This is a genomic window from Pengzhenrongella sp., from assembly GCF_036565025.1.
In the GTDB taxonomy this organism is placed as follows: domain Bacteria; phylum Actinomycetota; class Actinomycetes; order Actinomycetales; family Cellulomonadaceae; genus Pengzhenrongella.
Genome location: NZ_DATCNW010000045.1, coordinates 1 through 17,527, shown reverse-complemented (window position 1 = coordinate 17,527; position 17,527 = coordinate 1). Strand labels below are relative to the sequence as shown.

Below are 17,527 nucleotides of genomic sequence, written 5' to 3'. Positions count from 1 at the left end.
TCGGCCGAGCCGCGGAGAACCAACCGGGCCCGACCCGCCAAGCCCCAATGGTCGCAACTTAGGACCCCCTGCCAGTCGCCCCCGAGCGGGGATCCTCCTCTGGATCCCGCCTGCGTGGACCTTAAGTTACGTCCATTGGGGCAGGGCAGCATGTATTCGCCCAACAGACCGCCATTGAGGAACAGGATCCCGTCAGTTCCCGCGAACCCAAGGGTCGAAACAGTCCATAGAGACTGAACACCCTTGGGTTCGTCCCGAAGACCCTGCAGTTCGGCTGAACCCTGGGACTTCTGGCCGCCCGAGTACCGTTCGTGCTGAAACCGGTCTTGCCACGGGTGACCATGAGGCCGGTAATTCGCACAGGGTCGGCAATTCGTGGCTCCGGACGTCATGCGGCGGATAGGAGACTTCCGAGTGCAACGACAGAATCAGATGACGACGACCGCGTTGGCCTCTGTGGTGAGTCGTTTGACTGAGACCGCAGCGGCCGCCAAATTTGTGCACAGAAATCGCGGTCCAGGTATTGACGTTCCCGATTGTTCGGGTATGATAGAACACATGTACGACGACGAGTTCGGCTGGGATGGCGATGAACATGTCGCGGCCTTTGTCGAGCCGTCGGCGGAATTGTTGGCTTTGTGGGCGGCCGAGGACGCGCGGTATGAGGATCCGACCGTCGTGGCCGCGGAGGTCGAGCAGTTCTTGGAGCGGGAGGCGTTGTTCGAGGCGCTGGCGCGCTGCGCGGACGAGGACCCGCGACTGTGCGAGGGGATGGACCTGGCGCCCGGGTCCGCGGCGCTGGCCCAGTGGGCCGGCTCGGTGGACTCCGAGGAGCTGCCGGACTTCGACCTGGTCGAGCAGATCGCCGCCCTGGAGCGGGTCGCGTCCTGGGCGAAGGCCCAGCAGCTCATCGCGGTCGAGGTGCTCTCGCGGCGCCCGTCGATGAACCCCGACTGGCCCATCACGGTCGCCGAACCGTGCGTCGCGGGCGAGGAGGTCGCCGCCCGGCTCGGCGCGTGCCGACAGACCGGCCGGGACCTGTTGGAGGCCAGCAGGCTGTTCGCGCACGAGCTGATCGCCACCGGGTACGCGCTGGAGGCCGGGGACCTGGACTGGGGCAAGGCCAAGATCGTCATCGCCGCGCTGAAGAACATCCCGTGGCAGGTCGCCCAGCAGGTCGAAGAGGTCGTCCTGCCCGGCGCCGGTGAGCGGACCCCGACCCAGTTGCGCAAGGACTTGCAGAAGGCCCTGATCGCGGTCGACCCCGTCGACGCCGAGGACCGGGTCGTGCGCGCCGTCGACGAGCGCCGGGTCTGCCACCCCAAGGTCCTCCCGGACGGAATGGCCGGGATCTGGTCCGTACTGCCCGCCGCGGTAGCCGCGGCGATCGACACCGCCCTGACCGGCGCCGCCCGCAAGGCCAAGAACGCCGGGGACCCCCGCACATTCGACCAGCTCCGCGCCGACGCCTACGCCGGCACGTTGCTCGGCGAGGACGCGCACACCTGCGGCGACGCGGGTACGAGCGGCGAAGCGGGCGGTCGAACCGGCTCCGACGCACCCTGCGGCGCTGCCGCGACCGGCGGCGCGGGCGCGGATGCCGCGCCCACCTCGGGTTCAGCCGAGGCTGACGCGTCGCCCGCCGTGCGCGGCGCGGGCGCCAGCCGGTGCCCGGCGCCGTGGATCGGGAGCATCGCGGGACAGGTCCGCATCGACGTCACAGTGTCCCTGGCGACGCTGCTCGGGCTGGACGAGGACCCCGCCCAGCTCGCCGGATACGGCGCCATCACCGCCCAGACCGCCCGGCGTCTCGCCGCCAACGGCACCTGGCGGCGGCTGGTCACCGACCCGCAGACCGGCACCGTCCTGGACGTCGGCAAGACCACGTACCGCCCGCCGGCCGACCTCGCGCGGATCATCCGTGCCCGCGACCCGTACTGTATTTCCCCGATCTGCCACGTCAACTCCCGGTACTGCGACCTCGACCACCGCGAGCCGTTCAACCCCGACGGCACCGGCGGAGCCACGTCCGCAGACAACATTTCGCCGATGTGCCGTCGCGATCACCTGATCAAGACCCACGCGGGCTTGACGCTGCAGCGCGACGACAACGGCACCATCACCATGACCACGCCCACCGGGCACACCTACACCTGCGTGCCCGAGCCCCTGCCCGGACACGAGCACCTGCCCCAGGTCGAGAAAGAGCTAGGGCTGGACGCGGAAACCAAGGCCGCGCCCACAGCGAAGCCGGACCGGAAACCAGAACCGGACGACGAGCCTCCGTTCTGATCCTGCCGTTCTGATCCTGCCGTTCTGACCCTGCCGTTCTGACCCTGGCCCCCCGGAGGTCACGGACTTCACAGAAGAGTCGAATCCCACACAGCGGACGCCCGCTCGACAACCCGCCCACCGATCAGCCCCTTGCCCCGGCGCCGTGTTCGATCAGCAGTCGCAGGACGAGCGCGAGCGCGGGCCAGTCCTGGCGGCCGCTCCGGGTCACCGCGAAGGTGCGCAGGACGACGTCGGGCCTGGTGAGCGGCAGCAGGACGATGCCGGGGATCACCGGGCGGGCCGTGGGCAGCAGGCCGACCGCGAGCCCCGCCGCGACGATGTCCTGGACGAGCTCGAGGCTGTCGGCCTGATGTCCGATCATCGGGGTGAAGCCGGCCAGGGAGGCCACCGTGCGAATCACGTCGGTATCCGAGGTTCCCCGCGAGTTGACCACCCATTCCCAGCCGCGGAAATGGGCGAACGTGGCGAGGGAGTCACCCACCGGCCGGGTACCGGAGTCGGGTACCGCGAGGCTCCATTCCGTCGTCCACAGCGGCCGGGTCACCAGTGCCCGATCAAAGGTGAACGGGGCCAGGTTGAAGTCGTAGGTGAGCGCCAGATCGACCTGATCGGCGGCCAGGAAGTTCAACGACTCCTCGGGCTCGTGCTCGTGGATGTGCAGGCGCACCAGCGGATGGTCCCTGAGCAGGGCACGGACCACGGGCAGCAGGGCGTCGCGCGCCGCCGTGGCGAAGGCCGCGACCCGGACCGTGCCGGACGCCTCCGCGGACGGGTCGAGATCCGCCTGGGCGGCCTCGATCGCCGCGAGAATCGTCACGGCGTGCCCGGCCAGCCGCTTGCCCGCGGGCGTGAGCCGGACCCGACGCCCGTCCGGCTCGATGAGCGTCGCGCCCGCCTCCCGGGCCAGCACGGCGAGCTGCTGGGACACCGTCGAGGTCGCGACGCCCGTGGCCTCGGCGACCTCGCGCATCGAGCCTCGCCGGGACAGTTCGAGCAGCAGCCCAAGACGCCGTGGATCCATCGAGCCATCATTCAGGATCAGTGAACGGTATGTCCATAACTGGCTAGTGGACGCGGATGGTTGCCGTATCGTCTACTCAAGGAATGACATTGACACGCGACTCGCGGGTCCGCGCCGACGCCCGCACCGGCACCTCCCTCGCGCTGGCGTCGATGCTGTGCGTCCAGCTCGGGCTCGCTGTGTCGATCGAGCTCTTCGACCAGATCGGACCCGCGGGGGTCGCCTGGCTCCGGCTCGGCTGGGCCGGCATCATCCTGCTGGTCGTGGTTCGTCCGCGCCGGCGCGACTTCTCCGCCCGGGGCCTGCGGGCGAGCGTGCTGCTGGGGATCGTCACTGCGGGACTGACGCTGCTCTTCATGGCGTCGGTCGCGCGGTTGCCGCTCGGCATGGCCAGCGCGCTGGAGTTCCTCGGGCCGCTGGGGGTCGCGGTGGCGCACAGCAAGGGCACGCGCCGACTCATCTGGCCCGCGCTGGCCGCCGTCGGCGTGCTGCTGATGACCGAACCATGGCGCGGCGAGGTCGACCTGGTCGGCGTGGGGTTCGCGCTCGCTGCCGGCGCGTGCTGGGCGGCCTACATCCTGCTGACCCAGCGGGTCGGGGACGAGGTCTCGGGACTGAAGGGCCTGGCCGTCTCGATGCCGGTCGCCGGACTGGTCGCCACGCTGGTCGCCGCCCCGACCGCCGCCGGCTCGCTGACGTGGCAGCTGGTCGGCTGGGGCCTCGGACTGGCGCTCCTGCTGCCCGTGATCCCGTTCAGCTTCGAGCTGCTCGCGCTGCGCCGGCTCACCACCGCCGCATTCGGCACCCTGATGAGCCTGGAACCGGCGATCGCGTTGCTGATCGGCCTGATCGTGCTCCATCAGGAGCCTCGAGTCGGGCCCTTGTTTGGCATCGGTTTCGTCGTTGTCGCCGGAGTCGGAGCCGAACGGACCGGCGCACGCCACGACCGCCCGGCGGCGCTTTCGCCCGAGGCTCCGTGACGTGCGCCCGCCAGGGGCTCAGCCGTGCACGCGCCCGTACCGCTCCGCGAGGCTGCGCAGCGAGTCGGCGAGCTCGGCACTCTGGCCCGTCGGCGGCATCCGCCAGGACCAGTTCCCGACGAACGTCGAGGGATCGTTCATCCGGTCGGCCTCGCCCAGCACGAGAAGGTCCTGGACGGGGATGACGGCGACGTCCGCCTTCGAGCCGAGCGCGGCCTCGATCAGCGACCACACCACGCGCCCGATGTCGGCGTCGGGCTCGAACTGGTAGTACCGCGCGACCTCGGTGCGCATCTTCGGCGACATCGCGGACCACCACGCGGCGACCGGCTCGTTGTCGTGCGTGCCCGTGTAGGCGATGCACGACGTCGGGAAGGCGTGCGGCCGGTGCGGGTTGTCGGCGGTCCCGTCGAAGCCGAACTGCAGGATCCGCATCCCGAACAGGCTGTTGTCGTCGCGGAGCCGGTAGACGTCGTCGTCGAGCGTGCCGAGGTCCTCCGCGACGAAGGGCAGGCTCGGGAACGCGTCGCGCAGGACGTCGATGAACGCCTGTCCGGGACCCTTGACCCAGCGCCCGCTGCGCGCGTCGGCGGCACCGGCCGGGACCTCCCAGTACGCGGCGAGCGCGCGGAAGTGGTCGATGCGCACGATGTCCGTCAGCTCGATGCAGCGCCGCAGCCGCTCCACCCACCAGGTGAAGCCGTCCCGCTCCATCTCGGCCCAGCGGTACAGCGGGTTCCCCCAGAGCTGGCCGGTGACGCTGAAGTAGTCCGGCGGCACGCCCGACTGCGCGGACAGGCCGCCGAGGGTGTCGAGCTCGAACTGCTCCTGGTTCAGCCAGACGTCGGCCGAGTCGTGGTTGACGTAGATCGGCAGGTCGCCGAGCACGCGGATGCCCTTGCCGTTCGCGTACGTCTTGAGCTCCGACCACTGCCGGTCGACGAAGAAGAAGACCGTCTCCCAGACCGCGATCCGCTCGGCGAGCTCACGCCTGGACGCCTTGATCGCCGTCCGCTCACGCGTGCGCAGCCCGTCGGACCACTTCCACCACGGCGCGTCGGAGTAGTCCTCCTTGAGCGCGAAGAAGTGCGCGGTGTCGGCGAGCCAGGACTGCTCGCGCCGGAACTCGCGGAACTGGGGCCACCACGCGTGCTCGGGGTCCGCGAGGAACGCCTGCGCGGCCTCGAGCAGCTGCGGGCGCTTGGTCTGCGGGAGGTCGGCGAACGGCACGCGCGCGTCGGTGACCTCGGCGTGCAGCCGGGGTTCGGGCAGCAGGCCGGCGTCGTGCAGGCGCGCGAGGTCGATCAGCCACGGGTTGCCCGCGAAGGTCGAGTAGCTGAAGTACGGGGAGTCGTACTGCCCGTTGGCCGTCAGGGGAAGGATCTGCCAGATCGAGGCACCGGTGCTCGCGAGCCAGTCGACGAACTGGTAGGCCTCGGCGCCGAGCGTGCCGACGTCGTCGTGCCCGAACAGGCTCGAGGGGTGCAGGAGGACACCGAACTGGCGGCCGGTGAACGGGGAGGCGGCTGTCATGCGTGCCATTCTCGCAGCGCCCGGCGCTCCGGAACGACGACGTCGGTCGCGTCGGGCGATCCGCTCGTCCTCACCCCCGGTCGGGAACCGCCCGTCGCCGAACCTCGGGTTCGCGGTCTACTGGCTCGGCTGGTGCCTGATGTTTCCGCTCTGGCCGCTCGCTCCCCGTCGCGCGGTGCGCGTGCTCGGCTCCGGTCGCCGTCCGACGGCTGGCGAGGCCCTCCTGCTGCTCGTCCCGGTCGCGGGCGCGGCCGCCACCGAGCTCGACCCTGCTCCCGCACGTCGCTACCGACGCCTGCGGAGTGACCGCCGCGCGGTTCCGGCTGGGCACGCCCGCCTGACCGCTCCGCGCCCGCCCGCTCCGCGGCTGCCCTGCCGTGCGGTCACCACCAGCCTCGGCGCTTGGCCCACACGAGCAGCAGGCCGGACATGGTCGTCATGAGAATGAGGAGCCACGCCAGCGGCCAGGGGGTCGTGTGGGTGTTGACGATGACGTTCATCCCCATCACCGAGGCCAGTGCGGTGATCGGCAGGGTGACCACCGCGATCACGGCCAGCCGCTCGGCGGCGATGGTCATCTTCGTGTCTGTCCGGGTCTTGTAGAACTCGATGACGCCCTGGAGGTAGTCCTTCTCCTGCTCGGCCAGGCTGCGGATCCGCTCGAACTGGTCGACGAGGTCGACCACCAGCGGGCGGCTCTCGGTGGGCACGAAGCGCGACAGGGTCACGATCCGGGCGTAGATCTCGCGGGCCTGCGCCGCCATCGTGCGCACCGCGAGCAGCCCGTGCCGGGCCCGGAACATCTCCTCGAGGAACACCTCCGGGTTGCCGAGATGGCCCGCCGTGACCCTCTTCTCGAGTTCCCACACCTCCTCGGTCATGCTCTCCACGAACCGCTCCATCCGCCGCGTGAGCGACGAGATGATCGCGTGGGACAGGTCGAACGAGGTGTGCGGAGTGAACCGGCCGGACCGGATCCGCCTGAGCACGTCCGCGGTGTCGGTCAGCGCGACCTCCATCGGCACGCTCGGGTTGACCGGGCCGTGCACCGTCACCACGTACCCGGGCCCGATGAACTGGTCGAGCTCGATGTAGTGCACGTGCCCGACCTCCCCGCGCTCGGGCGCGTGCACGATCACGAAGACGTGGTCGGAGTAGGCGTGCACCTTCGGGACCCGGTTGCGCGCCTGCGAATCCCGCAGCGCCAACGGGTGGAAGCCGAAGATGTCGCGCAGGACAGCCTCCGCCTCTTCGTCCCACACCGGCACATCGACCCAGACCAGACCCTGGTCCCCCTTGGCGAGGATCACCGGCAGGTCGTCCGTCTCGCAGGCACGGACCCCGTCGTCCGTGATGACGTGCACCTCCATGGGGTACCTCCGAGTTCTCCCTTGTCATGCTTCCACCGAGTAGCGCCCCGCGCGTGTCGCGCAACGCGAACGATGAAGGTCGGTGTGGTCCACGCGCTCGTGATCGCGGCACGAAGCCGCAGGACACCGGCAGTATCGAGATGCGTACCCGAGGTCATGACGACACGATGCTCGTGCACCCCGAGCAGCCCTCACCAGCACCACCATGCCCGATCCGGTCGGGCTCGATCGAGGAGAGCACCGATGTCGAGCACCGACACCACACCCCGGGCGGCGTCCGCCGAAGAAAAAACACCGCCGGCTCCGTCCGCCGAGTGCGACGTCGTCATGAAGGGCGGGATCACCTCCGGGGTCGTGTACCCGCGGGCTCTGAGCGAGCTCGGCAAGACGTACCGACTCCGCGGGGTCGGCGGCGCGTCCGCGGGGGCGATCGCGGCCGCCCTCGGCGCGGCGGCCGAGTTCGGGCGCGCTTCGGGCAGCTTCGCCCGGCTGGCCGCGCTGCCCGAACGGCTCGGGACGGACGGGTTTCTCGCGAACCTCTTCCAGCCGCAGGCCTCGACGAAGCCGCTCCTTCGACTGATGCTCAACGCCACCGCGGGCGACCCGCCCGACCGGGCGCCCTCGGTACCGAGCAAAGTCGTCGGGTACGCCCGCACGCTCTGCTGGGCGTTCCCGCTGGCGAGCCTCGCCGGAGTCGCTCCCGGGATCGCGCTGGTCGCCTACGGGGCGACCGCCGACGGGTTGCCCGGGGCGCTGCTGATCGTCAGCGGCCTCGCGGCGATCCCCGTCGGCTGGTCGATCGTGGTCGCGCTCCGCCTGGTGCGCAAGATGACGATCGACGTGCCCGGGAACCTGTTCGGCATCTGCCGCGGCCTCGGGACCGGGCCCGAGAACCCCGGTCTCACCGACTGGCTCGCCGACCAGATCGACGACCTGGCACATCGGCCCCAGGGCACCGGGCCCCTGCTCTTCGGGCATCTGTGGACCGGCAACGCGGAGATGGCGGCCGAGGCCGTCGCGGGCGTCAAGGCCAGCACGAAGGACCGGTCCATCGATCTGCGGATGGTGAGCACGTGCCTGAGCCAGGGACGCCCGTACGAGCTGCCGATGGCCTCGCGCCAGTTCTTCTACGACCCGCAGACCTGGAGCACGCTGTTCCCCGCGAGGGTCATGGCAGCCCTGGCCGGGGCACCCCCGACCCCGCCGACCGACGAGGACGCGGCCGCCGCGGCACACTCACCCTCGCTCCGGCGGCTGCCCGAGGCTGAGCACCTTCCGGTGATCGTGGCGACCCGGCTCTCGCTCAGCTTCCCCTTGCTCATGTCCGCCGTCCCGCTGTGGACCGTCGATCGCCGGGCGCGGGGCGCGAAGGTTGCCTTTGCGATGAATTGGTTCACCGATGGCGGCCTGAGCAGCAATTTTCCGGTGCATCTCTTCGACGCGACGTTGCCCGGTCGTCCGACCTTCGACATCAACCTCGGCCCCTTCTCGGCGGGTCAGCAGCCGAGCACGAATCAGGACGACAACATCGAGTACGCACGGAACAACTCGGAGGGAATTCTGCCGACCTACGTCGACATCCCGGAGCGGGGCGTCAGCGCTGTCGCAGGCTTCGCGGGCGCGGCATTCAATACGGCGCGGAACTGGCATGACAGCGCGCACCTCGATCTGCCCGGCTACCGCGACCGGATCGTCCGGATCGATGAACCTGAACATGGACGGGCCGACCGTCGACGACCTGGCCGACCGGGGGCGCGCCGCGGGTGCCGCCATGGTGCAGCAGTTCACGCAGCTGCGGTATCCACCGCACAGTCCGTCCGCGACGGGCTGGGAGAACCACCGGTGGGTTCGGTACCGCGCGCTGCTGTCCAGCCTGCCCGAGTGGCTCGTGTCCTACGCACGGGGCCGACAGGTGCTCGACATCGACCCGTCCGCCCCGCCGAGCTACGAGCTCACTGCGGCCGCCGGCAAGCTCGCGGAGGACCTCAGCGAGGCGCTCGACAAGGTCGCCGGGCTTGTCGACCGCGCCGACGACGAGGCACTGGACGAGCTGGTTGCGAGCCCCCGTCCACTCGGCGCGATCCGCCGGATCCCGCTGTCCTAGGAGCGGCCGCCCCGATGCGAGGCGCCGGAGCACTATCGCCGGCACTCGACCGACAACTACCGTCGACAGGGATGCACGCAGCGGTAACCGAGTCCGGGCGATTCATGCGCAGGCCATCGCCTCGACACCACGCACGGCGGTCCGACGAGGGGGAACCGTGAGCACCGTCGAGAAGAAGCAGAGCGTTCAGCGTCCGCAGCGGTGGGGGTTGGCAGTCATCACCGCGGTCGGCCTGTCGGTCGCCGCGATCCTCGCGGCGTACGCGCGGATCCATCCCGGCAACGGCGCCGCATTTCTGACCTTCGGCTTCAGCGGGATCCTGCAGATGAAGGCGTGGCTCACGACGGCGGCGGCCAGCCTGGTCATCGTCCAGGTCGGCACCGCGTTGGCGATGTGGGGGCGGCTGCCGTTCGTCTCCCGCGTGCCGAGCTGGACCGCCGTCGTGCACCGGACGTCGGGCACCGTTGCGTTCGTGCTGACCCTGCCGGTCGCGTTCCAGTGCGTCTGGTCGCTGGGCTTCTCGACCACCTCGACGCGCACGGTCATCCACTCGATCGCGGGCTGCCTGTTCTACGGGGCGTTCGCGGCCAAGATGCTCGCGCTGCGGCTGCCCCGGCTGCCTGGACCGGTGCTACCGATCCTCGGCGGACTGGTCGCCGGGCTGCTGACGGTGATCTGGTTCTCCGCGGCGTTCTGGTTCTTCACCCAATCCGGGTTCGCGAGGTACTGAGATGGCCGACGACGAGCAGGCTGCCGGCAACCGAAGCCGGCGTGAGTTGCTGCAAGGTCTCGGGGTGGTGGTCGTGGCCGGCACCGCGGGCTACGTCGGCTTCACCGAGTTCGGCCCGAAACCGATCAGGGCCGTGAATTCGGCATCGGGGTCCTCTGGCAAGTCCGGCAGCGGCTATGGCGAGGCCACCGGCGAGACCACCGGCGCCGGCGGCCTCGTGGCGCTGAGCAAGATCCCCGACAACGGCGGGCTGGTGCTGCAGGACGCCAAGCTGGTGCTGACGCGCAGCGGCGACACGGTGCACTGCTTCACGGCGGTGTGCACGCACCTGGGCTGCCTGGTGTCCGAGGTGCGGGACGGGGTGATCAGCTGCCCGTGTCATGGCAGCCAGTACAACGCGGAGACCGGAGCGGTGGTCCACGGGCCGGCGCAGGCACCGTTGGCGGCGGTCGCCGTCGTCGTGCAGGGCGATGAGGTGGTGCGCGGATGAAGAAGACCCTGATCAACCGCCTGCCGACCCTCATCTGGCTGGCCTGCGCCGCCGCGGCGGCCGGCGCGCTGCTGGCGTCGCTGACGACCTGACGGACGAGCCCTGATCGGCGATTTGTTCCTTGGAGCGCGCATGCGGCAGGTCGTCTGGCGGGCCATCTATGAGGTGCTCGCGGCCCGGGTCCGCCGGCCCGAGTGGTCGTTCATGAACTACGGCTACGCATCGCGCGCGCCCGACGACGCCCTGCTCGTGCTGGAGCGGCGAGACGAGGCAGACCGCTCGTGCATCGCGCTGTACCGGCATGCGGTGGCCGGGGCCGAGCTGGCCGGCAAGGACGTGCTCGAGGTCGGCTGCGGGCGTGGCGGCGGAGCGTCATACGTGAGCCGGTATCTCGGGCCGCGCTCGGTGACCGGACTCGACTTCTCCCGAGCGGCGGTGGCCCTGTGCCAGGCGACGCGGGCGGCGCCCGGGCTGTCGTTCGTGGTCGGCGACGCCCAGGCGATGCCGTTCCCGGACGGGTCCTTCGACGCCGTGACCAACATCGAGTCCTCGCACTGCTACGCCTCGATGGAAGCGTTCCTCGCTGAGGTCTCCCGGGTGCTCCGGCCCGGTGGTGACTTCCTGTGGGCGGACCTGCGCGACCGCGACAAGGTCGATGCCGTCGGTCGCCAGCTCGAGGAGAGCGGGTTGCGGCTCCGCGAGCTGCGGGACATCACGGCGAACGTGCTGTTAGCGCTGCGCGTTGACAACGAGCGAAAGATCGCGCTGATGGACGCCTGGATCCCCCGCGCGTTCCACCGCGTGTTCCGGGGGTTTGCGGGGCTCGAGGGGACGAAGAACTTCGCCGAGTTCGAGAGCGGGCAGAAGCGATATCTGAGCGCGTGGTTGGTCAAGGACGGTCCCGGCTAGCCGTGCGCGAATCCACCCCCAGACGGGAATTGCGAAAGATAGAATGATGACTTTCGCCCCCTCGCCTCGCCTCGCCTCCTCCGTGCGATCCCTGCTCAGGTTTCACTCACCTGCTGATCGACGCGTCCCCGGTCCGGCGCGACCATCGGGTCTACCTTGGCCTTCATGGGGGTCGGTATCGACGTGGGCGAGCCGCTGGTGCACATCCGGGACTTCCGCATGGACTTCGGGAACCAGCGCGTGATTCGTGACCTGTCGTTCGACGTGTTTGCCGGGGAGACGTTCGGCTTTCTGGGGAGCAACGGGTCGGGCAAGACGACCACCCTGCGAGCCCTGCTGGGCATCTACCGGCCGACGGCGGGAACCCTGCACATCGGGGGGAAGGACTTCGAGCCCAGGGATGGCGCCAGCCTCGGCTACCTGCCCGAGGAACGGGGACTCTACAAGAAGGAGTCCGTGCTGGCCGTCATGGTGTACTTCGGGCGGCTCAAGGGCCTGAGCAGGAAGGACGCCGAGACCTGGTCGCGCGCCTACCTCGATCGGGTCGCGCTGGCAGACAAGGCCAACACGCGGCTGGACAAGCTCTCCGGCGGACAGCAGCAGAAGATCCAGCTGGGCGTCACCATCATGAACAACCCCGCCCTGCTGATCCTGGACGAGCCGACCCAGGGTTTCGACCCGGTCAACCGCCGGCTGCTGATGGACATCATCGAGGAGCAGAAGCGGTCCGGCGCGACCGTGATCATGGTGACCCACCAGATGGAGGAGGTGGAGCGCCTGTGCGACCGGGTCATCCTCCTCAAGGACGGCGTCGCCGAGGCGTACGGGACCGTCGAGCAGGTCCAGGACCAGTACGGCGGAACGGTGCTTCGGGTGCAGTTCACCGGCCGCCTCCCCGACTCCGACCTGTTCGACGTCGTCGCGTCGGAGGGCAACCAGGCCGACCTGTCCCCGCGGGCCGGGGCAGACGCCGCGGCGATCCTGCGCGAGATCGTCCAGCAAGGCGTCGCGGTCCACAGCTTCGTGCCCGCGCGCACCTCGTTGGAGGACATCTTCCTGCGGGTGTACGGGACGCAGAACGACCGGGCGGGGGTGTGAGCGTGGCGCAGCACAATCTCAGCACGGTCATCGGTTTCGAGTTCCTGCGGGTCGTGACCAAGAAACGGTTCTGGCTCGCCGCGCTCGCCATCCCGCTCGCACTCGCCGTCGTGTTCGCCCTGGTGATCCTGAGCAGCAGGACCTCGGACCTGACCACCCAGGCACAGAAGAACGCGCACCTGACGTTCACGTTCACCGACGACTCCGGTCTTGTCACCGATGCGGTCGCGGCGACCTTCGGCGGAACCCGGACGACCGACCGTACCCACGACATCGCGGCGGTCAAGGACGGCACGCTGACCGCATATTTTGCCTTCCCGGCCGACCCGTCAAAGGAGCCGGTCGCCGTCTACGGCACCGACAAGGGGATCTTCCAGAACGGAACCTACGAGGCCGTCGCGAGGCAGATCCTCGTCACCGCCGCCCAACAGAAGATCGGCTCCCCCCAGCTGACCGCGGTGGCCCAGGGCAAGGTGACGATCACGTCGCACACCTACAAGGACGGTTCGCTCGCCGGCGGCTTGGACGCCGTCATCCCACCGCTGCTCTTCCTGGTGCTCTTCTACGTGTCCATCATCATGCTCGGGAACCAGATGTTGAACAGCACCCTGGAGGAGAAGGAGAACAGGGTCACCGAGATGATCCTGACCACGATGAATCCGACGACCTTGATCGTGGGAAAGGTCATCTCGCTGTTCCTGGTGGGACTGGTCCAGATGCTCACGTTCGCCCTGCCCGTGCTCATCGGGTACGTGTTCTTCCGCCCGAACCTGAACCTGCCGGACGTCGACCTGGCCCACCTGCGCCTGGAACCAGAGTCGGTCATCGTCGGAGCGCTGCTCCTCGTGGGGGGCTTCATCCTGTTCACGGGCTCGCTGGTGGCGATCGGCGCCGTCGTCCCGACGGTCAAGGAGGCCGGCAACTTCTTCGCGCCGCTGATGATCCTGATCTTCATGCCGTTCTACGTCGTCAGCCTCGTCGTCAGCGACCCCAGTTCATTGATCGTGCAGATCTTCACGTACTTCCCCTACACCGCACCGGTGACGGGCATGCTCCGCAACGGATTCGGCTCCCTGTCGTTGCCGGAGGCGGGCATCGTCATCGTGGAGCTCTTCGGGTTCGGCTTCCTCGCGCTGCGCCTGGCGGTCCACCTCTTCCGCTACGGCTCGATCGAGTACTCCAAGCGGCTCTCCCTGCGAAATGCCCTGCGCCGACGCCGCGACCCGCTGCCTCAGCGGTAGCCGGCGACGCGAGTACCGAGGCCGAGCCTTACCCGAGAGATCGCGCCTGCTCCTGAATGAATTCCGTGGCCGATCGAGGCTCGATCCCTCGCTCGCGCAGCGGAGCGTCGTCGGCGCGTGGCGCGAGCGTGTCCAGCAGGACCCCGGTGCCGAAGACGGACGCCAGCGGCGGGTTGACCGCGTCCAGCACCTGCATTCCGAACCGCGCGAGCGACAGCGGCATCGCCTGGCGCGTCAGCTTGCGGCCGATGGCTCGCTCGGCGACGGCGATCGCCTCGTTGCGGCTGATCGCTTCGGGTCCCCCGAGCTCGATGAGGCTCGGCGCCTCCGGCTCGAGCGCGACGAGCGCGACGAGCGCGGCGACGTCGTCAGTGCTCCCCGGCCGATCACCGCGACCTTGCCGGCCACCAGGTCGAAGCGCCCCACCGGACCGAAGTGGATCTCCTGATACGCGGCGGGCCGGACGATGGTCACCCGCATCGACGACGCGCGCAGCCGGAGCTCGGTCGCGAGCTTGGCGCGTTCGAGCGGAAAGCCGAGTCCGGCATCGACGCCGGCATAGGACAGGTAGACGAAACGGGTGGCACCCGCCGCCTGAGCGATGTCGACCAGGGCCGCCATGCCGACGCCGTCGACCTCCCTGATCGACGGCCCGCCGTCCCCGGTCAAAAGCCTCGTGATCGCGGTCGCGGTCGACACCACCGTGTCCACCCCGGCGCACGCAAGACGCAGGCTCGCGACATTCGTGAGATCCCCACGAGCGATCTGGGCACCGAGCGCGGTCAGGTTCCCGTCGGCGGTCCGCGGACGCACCAGGCAATGGACCGCCGCGCCGCGCCCCAGAAGCTGCCGGACGACGCGACCACCCAGCTCGCCGGTCGCCCCGACAAGGATCATGGCAAGCCGTTGCGGCTGAGCGCTGGATAGCGTTCATGCCGCAGTCCCGTCTTGCGAGGGGACGGTCCCGGTCTGACCCGCTGGTGCGGTGCCGGGTTGACGCTTCACGGCCACCTGCCGGGCAGGCCCGGTCTTACGGTCGGCTCCACGTCCGTTTTCGATCTCCGCGCCACTCGCGGCGATCCTGAGTTGATTCCTGCCGTACTGCGCCAGGTTCAGCGCAGCGTTGACGTCTCGATCCATGGTCATCGCGCAGACGTCGCACACGTAGGTGCGCTCGGAGAGGGTGAGCTTGGCTCTCACCGCACCACACTCCGAACAGGTCTTGCTGCTGGCGAACCAGCGATCGGCGACCACGAGAGTGCCGCCGTGCCATTCGATCTTGTAAGCGAGCTGGCGTCGGATCTCGCCGAAGGAGGCGTCGGCGACAGACCGGGCCAGTCGCCGGTTCTTGACCATCCCGGCGACATTCAGGTCCTCGATCACCACCGCGGCGTAGGTGCGGGCGACGTTGGTGGTCAGCTTGTGGATCGAGTCCGTTCGGACGTCAGCGACCCGGGCGTGTAGCCCGCCCAACCGGGCACTTGCGCGCCGCCAGCGGTTCGAGGGGCGCTGCCCGGTGCGCCGGTCCGGCCCCTGCCGGCGGGACACCGTGCGGGCCGCGCGGCGCACCTTGCGCAGCGCCGCGCCCAGGTGCCTGGGGTTGGGGATCTCGGTCCCGTCCGAGAGCACCGCAAGGGTCTTGATCCCCAGGTCGATGCCGATCACGTCGCCTGGCCTGGTCGCCCGAGGACGCTGAACGTCCTGCTCGACCGTGAACGAGACGAACCATCGGCCGCGCTCGAACCGCACCGTTGCAGACAGGATGCGGGCACCGGCCAGGCGGGCGCTGACGTCCTCGTGCAACTTGATCTGGCCAAGTACCGGCAGGGTCGCAGTGGCGCCGGTCGCCCGGATCGCGCCGTGGTGAACCGAACAGAGGGCACAGCCTTTTGTTTGGACCGGAAACGTGGAAACCCGACCTTGGCGCCCTTACGCTGTACGCGCCTGGATGCCGACCAGTTCTTCAGCGCCCGTGCGAGGCGCTCCAGGCCGGTCGCGTAGGCCTCTTTCGAGTTCTCGGCCCACCACGGCGCCACCGCGGCCTTGGCGGCGTTCCATGCCTTACGTAGCCCGTAGGACGACCAGTCGACGTACGGGGTCAAGTCAGTGTCGGCGATGGCGTAGGACTTCTCCGCCGCACGCTGCGACAGGTTCGCCTTGACCCTCCCCAGCCCCCAGTTGAACGCGACCCGCGCGGCGCCGGCGTGCGAACGCAGGGCACGGTCCTGTGATGGGGTCGGGGCCAGGGCGACCCGGACAGCGAGCAGGGTCATGACGACTCATCGGCCGTCCCAGCCGCGACGGCCCGCGCGGCCCGGTCTGCCGCCGCCCTGCGCCCATACGCACGCGCACACAGTGACGTCAGGATCTCTGTGACGTCACCCACCAGGTCGTCGTCCACCTCGGCCGGGTCCACGACCAACAACCTACGACCCGACGCCGACATCGCGGCCTGCACGTCCTGCGCACCGAACCTGGCGAACCGGTCCCGGCGGGCGACCACGCTCGTCGACACCGTCGGATCTGCCAGCAGGGCCAAGAACTCGCGGCGGTGCCCGTTGAACGCTGACCCGACCTCGGTGACCACCCGATCCACGTTCAGGTGCTGCCCGGTGGACCATTCGGTGACCCGGGCGACCTGCCGGTCCAGGTCGGGCCGCTGCTCAGCAGACGACACCCGGGCATACACCACGGTCTGCCCAGTGCCCTGCTCCGCAGTGACGGGCTCGCCGATCAGGACAAGGCCCCCGACCTTCCGGGCAGCGACGGGGAGCTTGCCCGCGCGGAACCACGCACGGGCAGTCGCACACGACACGCCCTGGCGCCCGGCCCACTCCTTCAAGTTCACACCGATCTCACGCCCACTAGCGCTATCTGGCGCCCAAAGGCCAACAGATGCGACCCCCAATATCGATCGCGCCATCCCCGCTCAGCGTGTCAACCTGCACGGTCGGACGTCAACGACTCGGCCGCCCGACGAGCCACCCGGAGGATGGTCACGTCGGGCGGCGCTGTCTCACCCGGCGGTGAGCGTGACGCCGAACGTCGTCGGTACGGCCCGCAGGCGGTGCTGGGGCAGCACGCCCGGCCCGCAGGACGCGCTGCCGAGCCCGTCCTGCGCGTGGTCCAGGTTGAGCCACAGCATGTCGCCCGCGACCAGGTCGGTCGGGTGCTTGGCTGCGGCGAGGTCCTGGCTGGTCCAGCGCCGCGCCGAGAGGTCGACCGTGCTGTCCGCGTCCACCCGCAGTCGGGCACCGGACGGGCCGGAGAGCTCGGCCCACCGCACGCCGCGCCGGTTCCCGTTCTCCTGGGGCATCAGATACGGCGTCTGCAGGGCGGCGACGGTCCGGGCGTGCAGACCGACCCAGGCCGCGCGCGCCGAGTCCGCGTACGCCTCGCCGGGACCGGACCCGAACCAGGCCACCGCGTCCAGGTCGGCGCGGACCCCGAGCAGCACCCCGACGCGCGGCACGGTGACCGGCCACACCCCGAGCGGCGTGGTGCTCACCTCGAGCCGGACCCCGCCGTCGGTCGCGCGCCAGACGAACTCGGCACGCATCCCGGTGGCCGTGCCCGCGGCCATCACGACGGTCGTCACGCGCAGTGCGTCGCCCTCGGCACCGAGCCCGACCACCTTCGCGCGGGTGCGATCCAGCCCGAGGCTGCGCCAGGTGCCGGCCACGTTCGGTCCGTACATCGCCTCGTCGTTGTCCGTCGGCGCCCGCCACAGGTCGAGCCGGGCGGGCACGGTCTCCA

Annotated in this window: 15 protein-coding genes and 2 pseudogenes; 8 read left to right on the top strand and 9 right to left on the bottom strand. The window is 69.8% G+C overall.

Annotated elements, in window-relative coordinates:
* The first annotated feature begins 558 nt into the window (after window positions 1-558).
* Entirely contained in the window at window positions 559-2,292 is a 1,734-nt protein-coding gene (locus tag VIM26_RS02340; protein ID WP_331948709.1) for an HNH endonuclease signature motif containing protein, read from the top strand.
* A gap of 124 nt (window positions 2,293-2,416) precedes the next feature.
* On the opposite strand, the gene VIM26_RS02335 is transcribed toward VIM26_RS02340, so the two are convergent.
* Window positions 2,417-3,316: a LysR family transcriptional regulator gene (locus VIM26_RS02335; protein ID WP_331948708.1), complete on the bottom strand. Its 900-nt coding sequence runs from the start codon at window positions 3,314-3,316 to the stop codon at window positions 2,417-2,419.
* Window positions 3,317-3,405: 89 nt separating this feature from the next.
* Between VIM26_RS02335 and VIM26_RS02330 the strand changes: the two genes are divergently transcribed.
* Window positions 3,406-4,296, top strand: a complete 891-nt coding sequence (locus VIM26_RS02330) for an EamA family transporter (RefSeq protein ID WP_331948707.1) — start codon at window positions 3,406-3,408, stop codon at window positions 4,294-4,296.
* Window positions 4,297-4,314: 18 nt separating this feature from the next.
* Here VIM26_RS02330 and malQ read toward each other — a convergent pair whose 3' ends face one another.
* Both malQ and VIM26_RS02320 read right to left on the bottom strand, forming a co-directional pair.
* On the bottom strand, window positions 4,315-5,829 hold the full coding sequence (gene malQ / locus VIM26_RS02325) for a 4-alpha-glucanotransferase (RefSeq protein ID WP_331948706.1): 1,515 nt from the start codon (window positions 5,827-5,829) through the stop codon (window positions 4,315-4,317).
* Window positions 5,830-6,212: 383 nt separating this feature from the next.
* The gene (locus tag VIM26_RS02320; protein ID WP_331948705.1) at window positions 6,213-7,199 is read right to left on the bottom strand and encodes a magnesium transporter CorA family protein; all 987 of its coding nucleotides are present in this window, start codon (window positions 7,197-7,199) and stop codon (window positions 6,213-6,215) included.
* Between the two features lie 243 nt (window positions 7,200-7,442).
* Between VIM26_RS02320 and VIM26_RS02315 the strand changes: the two genes are divergently transcribed.
* The 6 genes from VIM26_RS02315 to VIM26_RS02290 all read left to right on the top strand — a co-directional run bounded on the left by VIM26_RS02315 (window position 7,443) and on the right by VIM26_RS02290 (window position 13,771).
* Complete coding sequence (locus VIM26_RS02315) at window positions 7,443-9,464, top strand: hypothetical protein (RefSeq protein WP_331948704.1); 2,022 nt, start codon at window positions 7,443-7,445, stop codon at window positions 9,462-9,464.
* Entirely contained in the window at window positions 9,461-10,033 is a 573-nt protein-coding gene (locus tag VIM26_RS02310) for a DUF6529 family protein (protein WP_331948703.1), read from the top strand. The genes VIM26_RS02315 and VIM26_RS02310 overlap by 4 nt, the downstream gene beginning before the upstream one ends.
* 1 nt (window position 10,034) lies before the next feature.
* A complete protein-coding gene (locus VIM26_RS02305) occupies window positions 10,035-10,523 on the top strand; it encodes a Rieske (2Fe-2S) protein (protein ID WP_331948702.1) in 489 nt (162 codons plus the stop codon).
* 132 nt (window positions 10,524-10,655) lie between these two features.
* Entirely contained in the window at window positions 10,656-11,432 is a 777-nt protein-coding gene (locus VIM26_RS02300; protein WP_331948701.1) for a class I SAM-dependent methyltransferase, read from the top strand.
* A gap of 165 nt (window positions 11,433-11,597) precedes the next feature.
* Window positions 11,598-12,530, top strand: coding sequence for an ATP-binding cassette domain-containing protein (locus VIM26_RS02295; protein WP_331948700.1), 933 nt, complete (start codon window positions 11,598-11,600; stop codon window positions 12,528-12,530).
* Between the two features lie 2 nt (window positions 12,531-12,532).
* Window positions 12,533-13,771 (top strand): ABC transporter permease, encoded by a 1,239-nt coding sequence (locus tag VIM26_RS02290; protein ID WP_331948699.1) that lies wholly within the window; start codon window positions 12,533-12,535, stop codon window positions 13,769-13,771.
* Between the two features lie 28 nt (window positions 13,772-13,799).
* Here VIM26_RS02290 and VIM26_RS02285 read toward each other — a convergent pair whose 3' ends face one another.
* The 6 genes and pseudogenes from VIM26_RS02285 to VIM26_RS02265 all read right to left on the bottom strand — a co-directional run.
* Window positions 13,800-13,994, bottom strand: a complete 195-nt coding sequence (locus tag VIM26_RS02285) for a hypothetical protein (protein WP_331948698.1) — start codon at window positions 13,992-13,994, stop codon at window positions 13,800-13,802.
* Between the two features lie 11 nt (window positions 13,995-14,005).
* Window positions 14,006-14,668: an SDR family oxidoreductase gene (locus VIM26_RS02280; protein WP_331948697.1), complete on the bottom strand. Its 663-nt coding sequence runs from the start codon at window positions 14,666-14,668 to the stop codon at window positions 14,006-14,008.
* 33 nt (window positions 14,669-14,701) lie between these two features.
* Window positions 14,702-15,625, bottom strand: a complete 924-nt coding sequence (locus VIM26_RS02275) for an RNA-guided endonuclease TnpB family protein (RefSeq protein ID WP_331948710.1) — start codon at window positions 15,623-15,625, stop codon at window positions 14,702-14,704.
* Between the two features lie 347 nt (window positions 15,626-15,972).
* A pseudogene (locus VIM26_RS26965) lies at window positions 15,973-16,044 on the bottom strand (hypothetical protein); the annotation flags it as partial.
* Window positions 16,041-16,619 carry an IS607 family transposase gene (locus VIM26_RS02270; RefSeq protein ID WP_331948696.1) on the bottom strand — a complete coding sequence of 193 codons (579 nt, stop codon included), beginning with the start codon at window positions 16,617-16,619 and terminating at the stop codon, window positions 16,041-16,043. The pseudogene VIM26_RS26965 and the gene VIM26_RS02270, both read right to left, overlap by 4 nt.
* Window positions 16,620-16,787: 168 nt before the next feature.
* Window positions 16,788-17,527: pseudogene (locus VIM26_RS02265) on the bottom strand (beta-galactosidase small subunit); the annotation flags it as partial.

Bases quoted from the DNA above. Each gene is read 5' to 3' on its own strand.
- VIM26_RS02340 (WP_331948709.1), top strand. From the start codon at position 559: ATGTACGACGACGAGTTCGGCTGGGATGGCGATGAACATGTCGCGGCC.
- VIM26_RS02335 (WP_331948708.1), bottom strand. From the start codon at position 3,316: ATGGATCCACGGCGTCTTGGGCTGCTGCTCGAACTGTCCCGGCGAGGC.
- malQ (WP_331948706.1), bottom strand. From the start codon at position 5,829: ATGACAGCCGCCTCCCCGTTCACCGGCCGCCAGTTCGGTGTCCTCCTG.
- VIM26_RS02320 (WP_331948705.1), bottom strand. From the start codon at position 7,199: ATGGAGGTGCACGTCATCACGGACGACGGGGTCCGTGCCTGCGAGACG.
- VIM26_RS02315 (WP_331948704.1), top strand. From the start codon at position 7,443: ATGTCGAGCACCGACACCACACCCCGGGCGGCGTCCGCCGAAGAAAAA.
- VIM26_RS02305 (WP_331948702.1), top strand. From the start codon at position 10,035: ATGGCCGACGACGAGCAGGCTGCCGGCAACCGAAGCCGGCGTGAGTTG.
- VIM26_RS02300 (WP_331948701.1), top strand. From the start codon at position 10,656: ATGCGGCAGGTCGTCTGGCGGGCCATCTATGAGGTGCTCGCGGCCCGG.
- VIM26_RS02295 (WP_331948700.1), top strand. From the start codon at position 11,598: ATGGGGGTCGGTATCGACGTGGGCGAGCCGCTGGTGCACATCCGGGAC.
- VIM26_RS02285 (WP_331948698.1), bottom strand. From the start codon at position 13,994: ATGCCGCTGTCGCTCGCGCGGTTCGGAATGCAGGTGCTGGACGCGGTC.
- VIM26_RS02280 (WP_331948697.1), bottom strand. From the start codon at position 14,668: ATGATCCTTGTCGGGGCGACCGGCGAGCTGGGTGGTCGCGTCGTCCGG.